Genomic DNA, 17,150 nt, shown 5'->3' with positions numbered 1-17,150 from the left:
CCCGTGATTCCTGCCAAAGTTGATAAAAGGGCGTGAAGAAGCTGTTCAATATTTGCGTACATGATAAATATCCTCCTTTGTGTGTTTCAAATCTCAATCGATCAGAGCAACACAAAGGAAGGTGCTTCTTCATCACTGTCGCCTGACCTTAACAACTTTCGACGCACAGTGCGGATAATGCGGAGGATCGGCTGAACAATTGGCTTAACGCTTTCATGTATTCCAAGGTTGGGAACGTACAGTAGATGACGATTTGAAGGAGGAAATTGGGAGTTTGAGTTGCACCACAAAAGTAAGGCAAAGCCAACGAAGACGGAGAGCAGAGGCAGTAAGTAAAACAGTTGAATATCCATTGTCACAGTTCCACCTCTCCCTCACAAGTTTCCATACGACTGGTTTAATTATACACCCTAAAGGCATCCTGTGGGTTCTGATCTCATGGTGTTCACCAACGTTCCCCCTGCCACGAGTCAAGAAAGCTCTGTGGAAGAACTTGTACGTCCAGATGTGGTTCGATAGGATACTTCGGGATTTAGTATCCCTTTTTGTACTTTAAGAGGACTCTCATGCACGCATCAAAATGCCTTTGAGGAACGACGAAATTGACTCCAAACGGTTGACGGTTCACCGCGTAATTTGTTAACAGATCTCGAATTCCAGAAGACAGATACTTAGATGGGAAACGGAAATTATTCTTGATGAACTCAGACCAGAGACGATACATTGTACCTGCGATCATATCCGCAATCTGAATCCCTATCTCATCCTTCGATTTCCCTTCAACCAGACTGAACTTGTCCAGATGAAAATGAACCAAACCGTTGAGTCTATTGTGGCGACTGACCGCCGAGAAGTCATTTTCCTCCAATGCCCTCATATTCTCATAAAGAATCTGAAAGAAGTATGCCTGCTCATCATGAATAAACGTGGTATCCGCAATACCAGCATCTCTCTGAAATTGCTGAACTCTCGCCATGATGTTCGCAAGTGCTGGAATGTTGGGCAAAGCCGACCAGTGTTTGACCTTTTGTACCCAGATCGGGTTCTGGAAGCAAGGATTCAATTATCGACCTCCCCCCAACTTGATGGTAAACTGTGGTGAACTGTTCGAGAGTCTCGTCCAGAGTTCGACAGAGAACCTGACCAAATTCATCTGTGCGAAGTAGCAAAACAGTTCTTAGACTGGATATGAAGGCGTCGAATGACTGTTGGTCTCGCTCCCTGCATGCCTTCGAAAACAAAACAAATACGCGGGTTGGCAGAACGTCGTGCAAATAATCCGCCGCTCGCTGAAGGACGTTAAGAGTCAGGTCAGTAGGCGGCGTTTCTAAGAGGATACGACAAATCAAGTTATTGATTTGCATGCAAAGGAAATACTTTTTGTCGTTGATCTCGACGAAAATGGGATATTGATTGAGCCACAAATAATCAATGAGGTCGACAACGAGATTTGGCTTGGTGTCGTACAGCTTTGAGGATTTCAGTTCAGGGCTTTGGATGCGATATCTCCGCTTTAGGTCTTTGACGAAGGATTCAATTTCACCTCGGTCATCATCATAAATACCTACTCCAGCCAAAACAAAATAGGGTTGTCCGTCAAAGCGAAAGTCCTCGTTCCTACCAATACGGACATCCCCTGTATTCCCACTCTCGTCGATGAAGATGTTAAGTCTTACCATAGTCGACCTCTGAACCTCTGATCCCAACAGAATGCTCTCAATGCAACAGCACATAAGTTCCACTATGACGGACTGACCCTAAAGAGTCTTGACCGTTTCATTGAAAGCCGCCTGTAGCTCCTGCACGTCTTGATAACGGTCATCGAGGTTATCGGATAGTCCCTTTTCAACAAATGATTGAAATTCATTGCTCGTGTACTTTCCTATTGTCAGTCTGCCCGTCATGACGAAATAGATTAATCGTACCAGAGCATATGTCTCGTGCCTCATATCATAGTGTTTGAATCCCGTTACTGATAGTTTAGGATCGTTAAGAGACCCTTTTATTTCCGTATCTGATTTTGTCAGTGTACTACCAGGCAGTTTGACCAACCCAAAGTCCGAAACTTTTACGACCTTCAACCCATCATAGAGTTTAACCAAAACGTTCCTTGTGCTGATATCCCGATGTAGTACGCCCTTACTGTGAATGTAGTTGAACGCTCTCAATATCTGTCGAACAAGGTTTACTCTTTCACTCACGTCGAGTTTGTTGTTGTTTTCGGTAATGTACTTCTCCAGCGTCTTGTCCACATACTCCATCACGTACTGGCGGTTCGTTTCGTCAAAGTTGTACACTTCAACGACGTAGGGTGAACTGAGCTTTTGCATCGTGTCAAATTCCTTTTTGAACCGTTGGTACTCCTCTTCAGTCAAATCCTTGTTGGCTCTCTTAATGGCGAACCAACGATTGTAGTATTCATCCCTGTACTTGTGGACGGTTGCATACGAGCCACTACCAATCATCGTTGTTGGAAACAAACTCCTGCGGTTGCCGCGTTCTATACTGATGGAGGCTGTTAGCTGAAAAATAGGTTGTGTTTCTATAACGTCGATCCGTTGAAACCCACTGGGGATAGGACTGCCACCACTATGTTGTAGGAATGCTTCACACTGTCGAATGATGTCCTCGTAATAAGGAACTATCTTAAACTCGTGATCCGTCCCTCTAAAGTTCGCTTGAACCGTCCTTATTTCATCTAACACGTATAAAAGTTCTCTGCTCTCGTGTGCGGTATAATGCCCGCTTCGAAGCCGTGTGTTCATATATTTGAATAACTCATTCAGCTGGTAATGAAAGATCGAAAAGAACTGTCGTAAATACTCGTCTTCAACGTCATCGTAAAACTCCAAATTCAATTGAACATTATGGTCGAAGTATGGGTATTTCTCGCGGTATCCGTCGAGTTTATTACGGAGATAGATTAAATGCCCGTCGGTCCTTGCTACCATCAAATCACCCTTACTTAGCCCTTGTTTCACTGTAAATCACGCTTGAACGCGTCAGTAAAAAGAGCGGAGTTCCCCTTCCCTCTGTTTCTTCAACTCACGCCCAACGCCTTGAACACTGCATCCGTTGGGTCAGAATAGAAGATGGGCTGTATCTTGATCAGTAGATCCGATGGAACAGTTTGCAGATCCACGACCGACACCGCAGGAATTAGTACCTTCTTCGCCCCTGCGTCAACGCATACTTGTAACACATTAGCAAACTCTTCAATCTTGGCTATGGTTCCGCCGACTGTCATGTTTCCGAGGACTACCAGGCTCTCCTGCACGGATCGTTCCAAAGCCGCAGAGCACAACCCCACTAACTCGGCAATTGCCAACTCACTGGTGAGTCCAATCCCCTGCAAATCACTGATATGCATCAGATAGTCCTTTGTTTTTGTGCTAATCGTGCCGCTGATGCTCTTGGCATTTGCGGTGAAGTATCGGAAAGCCGTATCAAGACTTTCCCTCGCCCCCCGATGGGACGCCACACCAGACTTTTCAAACTTCCCTGTTCCCGATACAACCTGATTCTCCAGTTTATAAACACCAATCATGCCAGAATCTCCATGTCCAACCGTATAAACATGACCTGGCTTACCCATTCCCTCTGGGATCAGCTTCCCGCCACCTTGTTCGGGCACAGACACATATTCTTCGTTCAGCGTCTCCCTGTCGATATAGGAGAAATGGACATCGTAAAACTCCATTCCTCCAATTTTTTTAAGCTGTTCCTTGACCCTTCTGCGTCCTTCCAACGCATATCTCAGGATCTCCTCTACATTCTCTTTGGTGTATTCGCCATTTGGGTACAAGAGCTTAATCAATCCAGATACCGTCTTGCGAACGGCAATTACATCGCGCTGGTTCAGGTTATTGCCAAGCTTGAAGTAACGGTCAATCGCGTCGGCAAAGGAGCGTTTTCGCATCTCCCTGAAATATTCCGCCATGTAATCGACGATGAACCCGTATTGGTTCGTGAAGAATTCGGGACGCATCTTGGGTACTTCCCAGCCAGGGAGATAGTAGTGCATCCGATCAAAAAACGCTGTATCGTTCGCCATGGCATCAGGAAACGGCGCAAAGAGATGCGAGGTCTTGATGAGCGAGTCTAAGCTCTGATTGATGTTTCCCACAAACACCATGGACGCAGAAGCCGTCTTCTCCTCCTTACCCCGTGCAAATGACCCAGATGCCATGTAGTCCTTCATTATTTGGATGCCATCTTTGTCCTTGAACTGTATCCCCGCCACCTCATCAAAAGCGACAACATCCCATAACCCGACCAATCCAACCTTCTTGGTGGACATGTTGTAGAACAGATTCGCGACAGTGGTTTGTCCACCTGATACAAGGATGGAATTCGGGGATAGCTCTTTGTAAACGTGGGACTTCCCCGTCCCCCTCGGACCCAGTTCACACAGATTGTAGTTGTTCTCGACCAGTGGAACGAGCCTAAGCAAGAGATGCCACTTGACCCGCTCTTCCAGGTGGGTCGGCTCCATCCCTGTCGAGCGAATCAGTACGTCGATCCATTCCTCTTTGGTGAAGCTCTTCCGCCCTTCAAAAATCTCGTTCAAGTCCATGTTGGGCATCTGAATGGGCTGTAGACTGCTGATGCTAAACGGGTTCATGTTGCGGGCTTCTTCGTCAAAGAAATAGTCCATCTTCAACATGCACCAGATGCCGCCCGCCAACAGTTTGTCGTACTCTTTGACGTAGTTAGGGGAAATGGGAACCCCTTTAAGTCCCAGGTTCGAGAACTCAGCTTCATAGGTGTCGATTTTAGGGTTGAGGGTCACGGTCACTTTGTCGATGATGGAATATTGTCCGATCTCGCGAATTCTTGACTTGATCTTTTCTGCCTCGTCAGGTCTCACGAAGTTCTCTGCAAGGATCTTCTTGACGCGATCCACTCCTTCGCGAATACTCTCCTCATCATTTGTCGCCGCGTACATCCCAAGCAGATATTCCAACACATAGACGGGCACATTGGCTCCCTGCTTGATCATGCTTGTGAGGTCTTTCCGCACGACCCTGCCCGCAAAGACCATGTTCAGTTTTTGGTCTAAATCCAAAGAGCGTTCGTCATTTAGCTCCATCTTGCCCGCCCTCTCTTAAAAGTCGAAATCGCTGACAATGCCGAGGTTGATCGTAAACGGAATCTGTTCCACGACAACATTGGTCTCGGTATCCTTGATAACGAGGTAGTAGTTTTTAGTTTTGTCATATGGAATCTGTTTCAACGCAAACTGTATCTTAAACGTCCGCTCTTCTGGCTTGTCGGTGGTTCTATCACAAATCAACGTCGCCTCGTTGCTGATGACCGCGCCGTCATCATCCGCCATATAGATTTTCACAGTCCGTGGAACCCGCTTATCCTCCACCTTCTCAGTTTGGAAGAAGGTCAAGTTAAACAAGCTGTTTGTGATCTTCCTGGTAGTGTTCGTGAGCTTGACATCCACCTTCACGATTTCGCGACTATGCTTCTGCCCACTGCGGATATTTTTGAACTGGATCAAGGGCACCACGATTTCCTGCAAGCTCGCCCCACCATGTACGAAGTTAGCCCCAGCTCCCTGCATTTTGAAGCGGATCGTCGCTTTGGGGACATACGTCGTAATGTGATGTTCATTCAAAATAAACGAGTCCATGTTGATATCAAGCAGACCACTTCTCTCGCCCGACTCTTTCGCCAGCGAGTACCTTCGCTTTGTCTCAATTGCCTCGATGCCTTCCTTTTCGATCTTATCGCTTTCTTCGAGTGGATCGCGCTGATAAACGAATCCGTGATCAGCAGTGATCAAGATGTTCGTGGCACTCAGATCGTCTCGAATTATCTTGATGATGCCGTAGATTTCCTCAATCGCATCTTCCGCCGCTTTAAATGTGTTGATTTCCGTTGATGCTTTATCCCCAGTCGCGTCAATGCTATCGTGGTAGATGTAGATCAGTTTTTTCCCTTTGAAATGCTCCCTCCGCCCCGCCTTATTCATGGACAGCAGGTCACGGAAATGGACAGCAACACTATCCGCCACTGATCCCTGTAGGATGTCGTTCCGATTATCAAGACCGCTGGAGGGTTTCCCGTCAACCAGCACCTTGCCACTGAGGTCAATCTCAAGAGTTTTATGTGGGAGCAATGAAGCCATCCCCAGCTTGGTGACCGACGGGATGACGCCTAATAACGGTTGAATTTCGCAAGCACCTATCGTCTCAGTATTGAGTTTTTCCGCCAATTCGACTGCGACTTCGTAGCGGAATGCGTCGGAAATTACGACAAACACTCGATCTCCCTGACGCACTCTCGGTCCGACAAAGTTTCGGTAGAAGTCTTTCTGATTCTGCACGCCTGGAAGCGACCAGTTTGCTTTCATCTCGTCATCCACAGCAGATGACCAGTGCGAACTGAGTTCCCCCATGAACCAGTTGGTATAGAGGTTTTCAACCATCACCCGTAGCTTCTTCAGGATTTCGCTGTCTGGCTCGTTATCATAGGCAACGTAGAACTTACGGTAGTAGGTGTCCATCTGGTAATACTCGTTCACGTAAGCTCGGAACATATCGATTGCCTGTACCTGCGGAATTCCAGGACTATGCTGTTTGTGGAACTCAAACATCTTGACGGTGTAAAACAGAGCCTCATAGATGAAACGATACCGCTCGTAAAAATGTTTGGTGCGCCGCAGATTGATTAACTCGATGTATTTCGCAAAGTCCTCAAGATGATCATCTAAACTGTTGGCGATATATGCAATGATTGCCCTGTCAAAATACTGAAAGGTGTCCGCCGTCTTGAAGTCCTCTACGTCCAACTGAGCCACAATGTCAGCAAGCTTAATTTCACGTTCTGCGATTTCTGCGAGGTCATCATACACAGAATAATCCGTCTTGTGGTTCATCCAATGGTCGATGAACACCATCGCATTCGACCTGTTCCTCGTTGCGATGTAATGTTTAACCTGCGAAAGATGGCTCTCATCAATAGCGTGACTGAGTGCCGATACGGTCAAGTGAATGAACAATGTCTTTAGCGATGGGCTACTTTGTTCATATCCATAACGGTCAGACACATATCTCCAGAACACGGAGAGGTCAAAGAACTTCTCAAACTGTTCCAGGTACTTGTTATCGTTGTCATCCAGGCTATCCATCAGGACAGCCTTTAGAACATCCTCGAACTCAGGGGACTTCAAGCCACAGATTGCGCTCATCATCCCCAGTTCCAGGGCTTCCTGCGAAGTAATGTGCATATCAAATGCTTTCAATTGTCGCGTTCGCTCTTTGCTTCCGAAGAACTTCTCGTACTTCTTGACCACATTTCGCAGACTGGGATCAATGTTGCACTCATCCATCAGCAACGAGATCCTGTCTGCGTGAAACGCTTGAGAGTATAAGTACGTATCCATGAGCCAGTTGTCCTCATGGTTCATGTCCAAATTTGAGTAGATCAGGTAGTGAGACGTTGTGTCCTCTTCTTCAAGCATGTATTTCGTATAAAAGCTATTGGTATCAGTCAGTATATGAATTTTGGCGTTAACCAAGGAAAGCTCGTTGATATCATCAACGAACTCCTTGTCCTTGTCCAACCAAAAGACAATCTTGCGTTGCTCCCCATCCTGCAAGGGTTGCTGGAAGGTTGCGTTTAGCGTGCTTACGATATCATCTAAATTCAATTGGAACACCCTTTTCTCGAACTACAGGCGTTTAGGGATACACCAAGTCGATGGTATATCCCTATTCTACCCAAATACTAATTTCGTTTTGCAAGCAAGCCTTCGAACTTGGCGTAGTTCACATCCACGCCATCATCCAGGTCGATTTCAATCTGCCTGTCCGCCATGTGATGCAGAAGCTCCTCGTATTCCTTAAATTCGGCAATCTTCAAATCCAGCGTCTTCAGTTCTTTTTTGGCAGTACTGACCTCCTTCGGAGTTCCGCCTCCCTCGATAATACTGAGGAGGGACTTCTTCTCCGCATCAAGGCGAATCTGAAGTTCATGCACGTAGTCCGTTCTAATCCTCGACAGCGTGGTCTTATCATACCTATGCATGTAAATCAGACAGTTAAATGCCTTCTGTTTGCCAGACGTAAACAGCCAATAAATCGGCTTCTTTTTGTATGTCTGAACGTGATCCTTGAAGAAGTCATTCAGAAAATATTTCCGAATCGCTTCCCTCGGAGTCTCATCATCCTTCTTCCCCAACGTCTCGGCGATAAACTCCAGATTTTCCGCCAGAGTTTCTTCACCAAAGGTCACTTTGACAAACTCGACGAATCTGGATACGATATCGTCCTCAAAACAGGCTCCCGAAAAAATGGGAAGGATGTTGTCCCGATCAACTGCAAACGTTTTATACCTTTCAGGGTCGAAGTCGCCACCAGCAAAGACAAGACCCTCTTCATCCAAGGAGTATCGCCCAAACATGCAACCTACGGCATAAGATATGAAGCTCTTCACATCCCGTTCTAAATCGGCTCGACGAATCGTCACATGTTCATCTTCAATTTCAGATGTCAACTCATTCTGCAACCCGTAGATATTGATAAAAATCTGATTAAGCTCTACCTCATTGGACTTGAGCTGTTCGAACTGTTTATCCGAGAAGTCCTTCCAACGGTTGAACGACTCCTTAATGGTGCCACATTTATGAGCTAAAAAAGGATGTTTTTTGAAATCCCAAGACGTTTCGAAGTTATCCCAGTCGGATTTGGAAATCTCGATGTTTTTTGTAACAAGCTCATCTATTAACGGCTTGTGCATGTTTGAAATGATGATCGGAACACTCGCGACATCTCCAGCGTTCATATTTATGGTAGGATTTATGATTTGGGTAAAACTCTGGGCCACCTTTGTATTTAGTAGCCCAAGAATATACTTGAACACATCATCAGATGGAAAACATGATATACCAGCTACGTTAAATAATGAGTTGTCAGGGTAATATCTTGCACAAAAAGCCCCACTTGCGACTAATGACCAACTTACACTACTACGGAAATTGAAATCCAAATTTTGAGGTCTTGAACGTAGCTTACCTCTTTCATCTTTGAAGTTCTTTATTTCATATCCGTCATTTTCCCAATTGACGACAAATTGATTATTCCCGTACCAGCGTCGAAATTCCCCACCTTTATTAATGGGATACCACTTCTTGCTCATATCTGCACAGAAGCTTGTTTTAAGCAGGTCAACTTCATACCACAGTCTCAAAAATCTATCGTTGTCTCCTGTTATTAACCCTTGTTTTGGTTCGCATACTTCGCCGAGTAATTTTTGCGTTTCATATATTCTAATAACGTTGTCAGTTACCCAATACGCAATTGGGTTACCTGGGATCTTGGAAAACCGCTCCTTGTTGATTACGTATCTATCTTCACCTTGCAAGAATTTAGACTCTTTTGTGCTTGCGTGATCATAGTCAGTCAACCTGATAAATATAGCTTTATAATCTCTAACGTTGCTGTTTCTCAATATAAATGAAGTGGTTTGAACTACTTCACCACCTATTTCTTCAAACGCTTTGGGTCCCAAATGAGCCATGTTTACAATATCCATAAGCATTAACTTGTCCCTTAATTTTTGAAAGCTTGAAAGAAACATCCAAGCCTGTTGGGTGATCATAGCCTGAAAATGATTCGGTTTTACCATCTTGGCACAACCCTCAATAAACACTGCGAAGAAATCAGACTTGCTGTCTGGATATTGGTCCTTAACGAAATGAGATAATTTTGTGTTCATCCCACCCATACCCATGTACGGTGGATTAGTGCATACTACGTCATACTTACGACTCATGATTCTTGCCTGCAGGATTAGTCCAGGTATCTTCTCTAATGCTTCAGACGTAGATATCCTTTCGAGAAGATCTCCCTGATAATCCGAATCACTCGCAAAGTGTTTCAACCGTTCGTCCAAAAAGTCCAGATCCAATTGCTCGACTTTCAGAATCGATCCATAGTTCTTTGCATCCATGAATGCATCTCTCAGATGGCGCAAAGTCTCCCGCTGGGCATTCTGCACCAATTGTGAAGCCGTTTTGTCAACCAGTACGTCAATAATCTCATCCGTCATCCAGTTGCTTTCCTGAATTGCACAGATGTTCGGCTTGATGCCTTGCCCAAATACCCTACGTGACTTCTCTCTTGCTTTCATCATGACAGCAAACGACGCTAACTGCGCCGCACGGTCGTCTATATCAAGCCCAAAGAGATTCTTCTCCAGAATCAGCTTGGGAATCTCATGTGGAATGTACCCTTTTTCAAGATACATGGCGTAGAACACATCAAATGCATAGACCAGGATGTGCCCACTTCCGCAACACGGGTCAAGGAAGGTAATGCTTTCTGGATCGATGTTCTTGCGGCGAATCTTTTCGAGTTCGTCTTTCACTTGTTGCTCTTGTTCAGCCTCGTCCAAGAAATACTTCCACTCTGATTTCAATGGACTCTCTGGGTAGCTCTCCAGCCATAAGCGACCTAATGAATTTTCCACCATGTATCGCACAATCCAATGCGGAGTGAACAGTTGTGTCGCCGCAGGAATGTTTTCCTTGCTGATTTTGATGTTCTTCTTTAGATCGGCAAAAACCTGATCCTTCTTTTCCGCAATGTAGTATTGATAAAGCCATCCAATAATCTCTACCTGTTCCCAATCATATTCAGGGATCGCAGTTACGTCTGTCATAGCACGCAGGAATGAGTCTTTTGCGAGCAATCCCTCTGGGAAAAGAATCTCCTTGTAGTCCTCAATGGTCTCGAACATGAAGGGAAGGTACTTGTTCAAGTCGTTGCACTGCTTGATGACCAAATACTTGAAAAGCTCTTCCGTTTTGTTGTGGAGCTTTAGATCGTACACGAGTTCTTTGTCGATATCCAGGTCAACGGACAGGGCTTCCTTGATAATGTCGGGTTCTGGGTTCCCTGGCTCGGAAGAGGACAATACTCGCACCTTTGTCGGAAGGTAATTGTTAACCTCCATGAAGCGCAGGGCAATGAAACGGTTGAACCAGGTATAGGCAACCTCTTCCATGACGTTCTTAAACCCAATCTCCCGAATACGCTGAATCAGCTTATCCCGCTGTTTCTTTTCCACAAGAGATAGCTGTTTTCCGTCAATATAGATGGCATCGGAGCTTTCAATCTGCGCCTTCTTGATGCCTTCCTCCGTGATACCAATCTTCAATGCCCTGGCTTCGACCTTCTTAATCAATTCGTTTCTTGCGCTTGTTGCAAAATTCTTCAAGGCTGTTTTATTCATATCCGTATCCACCTGTCCGTTTTATGTGTAGAACCAGACCCAATGTCGGTTCAATCGACCAATTCAATGTGTTTGTTGCCCTTGATGATCTGCTTCAATTTGGCTGAAACCGTGCCAAGTAATTTGTCCACGTCTTCTTCCGTTCGAAGTGTCCTCACAGCCAGGAGATTGCCCACTTTAACCCGTTCCTTCTGGGGAGCAGGCGTTGGTTCATCTGGACCGTTTGGTCCCTCTGGTATCTTCGTGCTTTCAATCTCACGGTCGATGACCTTATCTTGCGCCACTTTAAAGTTGGCACTTTGGGCAATGCATGCATCGACTTTGAATATGTCCGTGTACCCATCAATGGTCTTGAACAAATCCTCGTAGTAAGACCGAATGCGATTTTTCGTCCCCTCAGATACCCCATTTTGATTGGCACGAAGGGTCAAGTAGTCGTAATCCTGTTGGATTGTTGCCTTTGCCGCCGACTTCTTCTCTTCCAGTACAGCTTGGATCTGCACATCGATTGTATTGACCAACTCAGGAATATCCTTGATCTTGTTATACGGTACGGGATCATTCAGGATGGCTTGCAGTTTGTTGGCGGCATCCTCAATCGGCATGCCCGCGAGATACACCTCGTTCTCCGAGTACCGTTCAAATGCCCGCAAACCTTTGTCGAAATGATCCTTCTGGTGCTGGAAGAAGCTCTTCACGTATGAGACATCTTCTTCCCAGTCCAAGAGGTTGTCTTCCAGGTCTCGGAGCTTCGTAAAGAACGAAACACTGTCCAGTCCCTTCGTGAATTCGCCGAAATACTCCAGCCCTTTGTCCAAAAGGCTCTGCCCTGGATACTTCCGCCCTTCATACTTACTCTTTAGCTCATGTATCTCCCTGACCTGGTCGTCGATTAACTGACGAATGTCCTTTAGCAAACCGTCTTCATCATCGGCTACATCCGTTCTATTGAACACTTCCTTGCAGATGTTTCGTGCCGTTTTCAACAACGCATCGTCAACTTTGACCCGTTTCAGCACAATGACCTTATCCACTTCAGTTGCCTTGGTTAAGGCAGTTAGGGTGGTGGGGTCTTCAGGCTCCAGATACTCCGCATTGTAACGAAGCCGAATGCGCTGTGCTTTCAAAAGCTCCGCGATCAGTCCTGCGATATCGAGCGGTTTCCACCCATATGGTTTGTCGCTGAAACGATCCAACAGAATCTTTACCCGCACTTGTTTCTTGATATCATCCTGTAGACTGATGAAGTCGAATACCTCTTTGATTGCCAAAGCATTCTCGTTGGACTTTGACCCGTCCAAGGTGATTTGTGTGGAGTCGCTCCTCAAGAGCGAACTCAGGTCTTTCTCAGAATCCAGGAATCTCTTTACAAGTCCGAGCTTCGTATATACATTGTCCACCAACTCATGGAATGCGGCGTTGATTTTGTCTTTAACCGTCGAACCTTTCACTTCGAGCTTGTTGCCATTGATGAAAAATTCCCCGTCCTTAATGGCATCCTCAAGCATCTCACGAACGCGACGCTGACGTTCTCTTGCTTCACCCTGTTTCGTATTCAGGATGTTCTGGATGTTCTCTGGGAGTTGTGCAGGGTTCTTCTTCCTGAGATACTCTTTGATCTTAAGGACTTCTTCCATTTCGTCCGTGTACGCTCCGCTCGAACCGAGCTTTAAAATCATCTCGCTACTACCCGAAGACAGGAGCATCAATTCTTGATCTGACTTCGCATAGTGCTCAGACAAGGGTGAGAGAATGTTGATTCCAATCGCAGAAGTCTGATTCCCGCGATTTTTCTCGTCCATTTTTTGGTTGAATTGAAAGGTGTATTGCGACGAGTATCGATATTTGTTCCCTTCGTAGAGATCGTCAAAGATGAGGTCGGCGAGTTCCTTTTTCACCAAATCCTCTTCGACCTTGGTAGCCTTGATTTCGCGGTTCACGTCTTGTTCGTCATCTGTTAGGAACTCAAAAATCTCGCCGTTCTGTTGAATCAGCGTCTCTCGGACGAGTTTGCGTAATGAAGCCGCGATCTTTTCCTTCAATGCCAGCTTGTCTTCGTCGATACTTGTCACCATCAGAGTGGCGATGTTGTCGATGTTGGCAGGAAGCTCCTTGATGTATTTGATCAAGAAGAGGGTTTTCAGCACGTTCGCGTTAAATTCGTCATCCTTCAAAGAAGGGTTTTCGTACGCGCCTTCGATCACTCGCACAATTGAAGGGGTCAAGAATTCCTTAACGGTATCGTAAAAGGCATAAAAGGGGACAAGTACACCCTCCTCTGCATCCTTAAACTGCAATGCAGATTCCTGGAACGCGGATAGCATCGAGCGTTCCCCTTCAGCCAAATGCTTGCCTGAACTCCCATGCTTACGGACTTGTTCAAACACGTTCTGCAGGAGCTTAAACTGATAAGGGAGGAAGGGATAGACATCCGCGAACTCCCTATCATCCGTATAACTCCTGAAATCAGCAGTCGCGTCCTTGAAGCTGATCAAGTTCTTCAGGGTGGCACTCTTTTCGTGATAGAGCAACTTCAGCATATCCGTGGCATGGTCTTTTTTGAGCAAAATACGCTTCTTGATGACTTCATCTACCGAAACCGATGACAAAGACAGGCGGGTATCAAACCGCCCCTGAATGCGGGAAAAGTCATCGCCCTTCACCTTGATGATGCTGTCAATGCTTTCCTGGGCAGTGACCATAATCCAGACCTTACCCTTGCACTGAGTCCCCAGGTCTTCCGCCAGTGTTTGAAGATTAAGCATAAGCTGACGGCTGTCCCCAATGTACTGACCAATCTCATCGACCAAGAAGATGAGGTGAAAGTTGTTGCCCTTCTGTTCGACGTACTCCTTTACTTCTTTGGCGAACTTTTCAATGCTGATTTCGAAGTTATTGACACCGTTCTCAAACCAGTTTCTCGCTGTCTCTTCTGACATGGATGTAACTTTCGTCAAAGCGCCGATCACATAGTCCGCGTCAAAATAAAAAGTATTCCGCCGATCTACCCATTCCTCACCAGACAGGGCTTTGAACTCCCGCTTGAAGTCCTCATACACGCCCTCTTTGGTGAGATACTTTTCCATCTCCGCTACACCTGGAATGTCGCCATAGAAGCCTTGGTGTTCGTAAAACACCTTCAGAAACACCCGAAGAATGGCATCTTCTTTGGACTTGTTGTCGAGCGAACTCTTTGAGTCAATGTTGAACAGAATGACCTCGGTATCAACATTCGCTGTTCTCGCCATGTTTGCCAGAATCAGCGGGTCTTGAATCTTGTCCTTAAAGAAATCGACGACCTTCCTACCTTTGACCTCCTTATTTTCCAGTAGGTAAGAGAGGATTTTCAGAAAGTGCGACTTACCTGACCCAAAGAAGCCCGAAATCCAGACTCCCATTTTATCGGTGGCACCATCGATGCCCTTCTGATAGTTTTCATAGAACTTCGAGAAGTGCTTCAGCAGTTCCCTGGTGACGACATACTCATCGAGTTCCTGAAACTTGTTCTCCTCATCCGTCTGTGCGACCTTGATGACACCTTTGATGTTGCGTTCGAGATCCTTCTGAAACATTTGCTTGATTTTCATGTAGGCTCCCCCTACCCGTTAATCCACCAACCGAAAGGCTCGGTAATAGTTATCGTCCTTCATGCGATTAAACAGCTTCAGTGACAGCCCATCGTATGTCCCTGGAAAGAACATGATGACGGGGATTTTGTCCAGCACTTCTTGTAGGTTGTTCAGTATGTTATGGGAGCGTACAAAGGGATAAACCTTCCCAACTCCCGTAATCAGCACGACGTTATGGTCAACGACTTTCTCCCTGATTTTCTGCAGAAACACGTCTGGTTTTGCGAAGTTGACCATTGCCCTGAATAAGGCTTCCTTCCCCTGTTTATCCTCGATCTGAAAGATACGTTCAAAGATCCGCTTCTCTTTGGCAATCTCGATCATGGTCTTGTATAAGTCAATCTCGATGATTCGGCGATTCGAACCATCATGACTGAACTCCTTCATGATGTGGCGCACGTAATCGCGCACTATAAGCTCATGCTCTGGGGGATAGTCAAATACATAGAAGCTGATCTCGTTTCCGAGACCTCTCCCTTCAAGGAACTTGTCCTCTCGAATCTTGGGGATAATCTTGTCCAACCGCTTATGTAAATCTGAGATACTGTTCACGCCACCCATTCCCCCATAGCTTTCACATAGGCAATATCCCTGATGTGCACCAAATGCCGCTTCAACTCTTCATCCATCAGAATTCGGTTTAGCGCTCCTGTTTTCCTATCCCTTACAACTCCCGCATCAAACAACACCTTCACGTAGGCTTGTTTCAGTCTATCGACCGTCTTCTCTGTCCACGACGCGACTGTTTCGTCTTGCTCCGCCTTCGCGGTCATAAACACATTCACGTCTTTACGCTCAAGATGATAGTCATTCCTCTCAAGCTTCTCCCGAACGACCTCATTCATGAACTCGCAAAACAAGCGGTCTGTCTTCATGATCGCATATAGATTGATGATTTTTCCCGTCTCCAACGACTTTTCCACAACCATACGGCGCAAAGTGTCATCCAGCGCATTGATTCTGCGTAAAACAGAAGGAAGACTACGTTTGATGCTCGATTTAACCTTATATCCGAACAGGTTTTCAGCGCGAACCTTTTCCCGTATATCTGAATCGTCTAACCCCTGCTCTTTTAACAGCACAACCTGCTTGAACTCAAAAAACAAAAATGACGCACCCGTCAAAGTGCAACTATATTTCAACCGTTCTGGCATCACTGATATCCTCCATGGGATGTGGATGATGAATCATCCTGTAGCAGTCCGTTCATCTGTAAGATTCGTTCCACGACTACAAGCCGTCTCTTCCCACATTGTTGCCTCAAAACGGTCGTAAAATCTCCATTCTTCAACACTTTATCTGGGTTATTCGTATAGATATCCTGGACATTTTTGAAGAGAGTTGCTTCATCCACTTCGTCTTGCCAATAAGCATCCACAATCGAATTGAGGGCAAGGGCAAGCTCTCGTTGCGTCTTATAGAATCGTTTTATGTTCATAGCCACCCCCACCACGTCAACGCCGTTCACTCGTTACATATTTATTATTCTATTCTTATTCGACGACTCCCACAAGAGTCGGCAGGTGGTATCAGATTGGAGACAGAATTGTCTCAAGGATACTTGGGATAAGGTGTATAGACGAACGCTGTTTAAACGTATGTAGCGACGTTGGTTGCCCAACGCCTCCGCCCTTCTCATCTCCCCCCTGCTCGTTACGCCGCCCTCCCCTTCCGAATCTCCATCACTTCGCGCTCAAACCTGAGAATGTCAAACAGCGGTCGAGATATATTGTCAATCATCACTCGGAATATTTTTACAATCCGAGCAACATTAGTTGTTGTGCTATCGCAAGCTGGGAACTCAACCCCAATTCGGTTGTTGCCTACATATACCCGTTTGTCGATGCACTTTTGCAGGAGTTTTGGCTTCATGGCAAAGAGGTTGAAAATGTCCCACCGATTCCCAAAGCGAAGTTCAACGAACCCGTAACCGCGACTGTCACAGATGGAGCAGTGGTACATCAGATCACTCGATCCACCCCCAAGGTAGATGATACGGTTTTCAAGGCGGCTTTTCCCTCGATGAAATGCGAAGAATTCTGGGATACTTCTTTGGAGTTCTTGGAGTAAAAATCTGTTTGCACCGATTCGAGATGACAGGTCGTTTAACTCACGAGGCATCTGTTGAGGTTGAAGCATCCGAAACGAGGGATGTTCCACCGCCTCGATGACCTGGAGCACATTTACAACCGTGTCCATACACCCCAACCGAGGATACACATCCAGTTTGTTAAGCCTGTCCAAATCACGGAGCGGTTGCAACACGTCCTC

Annotated in this window: 9 protein-coding genes and 1 pseudogene; all 10 read right to left on the bottom strand. The window is 46.0% G+C overall.

What is annotated here, in order from left to right; genetic code table 11:
- Positions 1–532 precede the first annotated feature (532 nt).
- The 10 genes and pseudogenes from AAC01S_RS18980 to AAC01S_RS15860 all read right to left on the bottom strand — a co-directional run bounded on the left by AAC01S_RS18980 (position 533) and on the right by AAC01S_RS15860 (position 16,317).
- Positions 533–1,063 carry a DUF3800 domain-containing protein gene (locus AAC01S_RS18980; RefSeq protein ID WP_067624673.1) on the bottom strand — a complete coding sequence of 177 codons (531 nt, stop codon included), beginning with the start codon at positions 1,061–1,063 and terminating at the stop codon, positions 533–535.
- 277 nt (positions 1,064–1,340) lie between these two features.
- Positions 1,341–1,679, bottom strand: a pseudogene (locus AAC01S_RS20280) (DUF3800 domain-containing protein); the annotation flags it as partial.
- A gap of 78 nt (positions 1,680–1,757) precedes the next feature.
- The gene (locus AAC01S_RS15895; RefSeq protein WP_083511887.1) at positions 1,758–2,765 is read right to left on the bottom strand and encodes a protein kinase domain-containing protein; all 1,008 of its coding nucleotides are present in this window, start codon (positions 2,763–2,765) and stop codon (positions 1,758–1,760) included.
- 275 nt (positions 2,766–3,040) lie between these two features.
- Positions 3,041–5,092 (bottom strand): protease Lon-related BREX system protein BrxL, encoded by a 2,052-nt coding sequence (brxL, locus tag AAC01S_RS15890; protein ID WP_067624668.1) that lies wholly within the window; start codon positions 5,090–5,092, stop codon positions 3,041–3,043.
- A 15-nt stretch (positions 5,093–5,107) separates the two neighbouring features.
- On the bottom strand, positions 5,108–7,675 hold the full coding sequence (gene pglZ, locus AAC01S_RS15885; RefSeq protein ID WP_306307195.1) for a BREX-1 system phosphatase PglZ type A: 2,568 nt from the start codon (positions 7,673–7,675) through the stop codon (positions 5,108–5,110).
- Positions 7,676–7,743: 68 nt separating this feature from the next.
- Positions 7,744–11,250 (bottom strand): BREX-1 system adenine-specific DNA-methyltransferase PglX, encoded by a 3,507-nt coding sequence (pglX, locus tag AAC01S_RS15880; protein ID WP_067624662.1) that lies wholly within the window; start codon positions 11,248–11,250, stop codon positions 7,744–7,746.
- 50 nt (positions 11,251–11,300) lie between these two features.
- Positions 11,301–14,837 carry a BREX system P-loop protein BrxC gene (gene brxC / locus AAC01S_RS15875; RefSeq protein WP_067624659.1) on the bottom strand — a complete coding sequence of 1,179 codons (3,537 nt, stop codon included), beginning with the start codon at positions 14,835–14,837 and terminating at the stop codon, positions 11,301–11,303.
- 18 nt (positions 14,838–14,855) lie between these two features.
- Positions 14,856–15,431, bottom strand: coding sequence for a DUF1788 domain-containing protein (locus AAC01S_RS15870; RefSeq protein WP_306307194.1), 576 nt, complete (start codon positions 15,429–15,431; stop codon positions 14,856–14,858).
- Positions 15,428–16,033, bottom strand: a complete 606-nt coding sequence (locus AAC01S_RS15865; RefSeq protein WP_067624656.1) for a DUF1819 family protein — start codon at positions 16,031–16,033, stop codon at positions 15,428–15,430. Before AAC01S_RS15865 ends, AAC01S_RS15870 begins: the two co-directional genes overlap by 4 nt.
- Positions 16,033–16,317 (bottom strand): TIGR04540 family protein, encoded by a 285-nt coding sequence (locus AAC01S_RS15860; RefSeq protein ID WP_067624653.1) that lies wholly within the window; start codon positions 16,315–16,317, stop codon positions 16,033–16,035. Before AAC01S_RS15860 ends, AAC01S_RS15865 begins: the two co-directional genes overlap by 1 nt.
- Positions 16,318–17,150 lie beyond the last annotated feature (833 nt).

Origin of the sequence: Alicyclobacillus acidiphilus NBRC 100859, from assembly GCF_001544355.1 — a bacterium.
Taxonomy (GTDB): Bacteria; Bacillota; Bacilli; order Alicyclobacillales; family Alicyclobacillaceae; genus Alicyclobacillus; species Alicyclobacillus acidiphilus.
This window is presented reverse-complemented; position numbering and strand designations above follow the sequence as displayed.

What these genes read in the sequence shown, in the direction of transcription:
- AAC01S_RS15895 (WP_083511887.1), bottom strand. Translation starts at nt 2,765, where the DNA reads ATGAACACACGGCTTCGAAGCGGGCATTATACCGCACACGAGAGCAGA.
- brxL (WP_067624668.1), bottom strand. Translation starts at nt 5,092, where the DNA reads ATGGAGCTAAATGACGAACGCTCTTTGGATTTAGACCAAAAACTGAAC.
- pglX (WP_067624662.1), bottom strand. Translation starts at nt 11,250, where the DNA reads ATGAATAAAACAGCCTTGAAGAATTTTGCAACAAGCGCAAGAAACGAA.
- brxC (WP_067624659.1), bottom strand. Translation starts at nt 14,837, where the DNA reads ATGAAAATCAAGCAAATGTTTCAGAAGGATCTCGAACGCAACATCAAA.
- AAC01S_RS15865 (WP_067624656.1), bottom strand. Translation starts at nt 16,033, where the DNA reads ATGCCAGAACGGTTGAAATATAGTTGCACTTTGACGGGTGCGTCATTT.
- AAC01S_RS15860 (WP_067624653.1), bottom strand. Translation starts at nt 16,317, where the DNA reads ATGAACATAAAACGATTCTATAAGACGCAACGAGAGCTTGCCCTTGCC.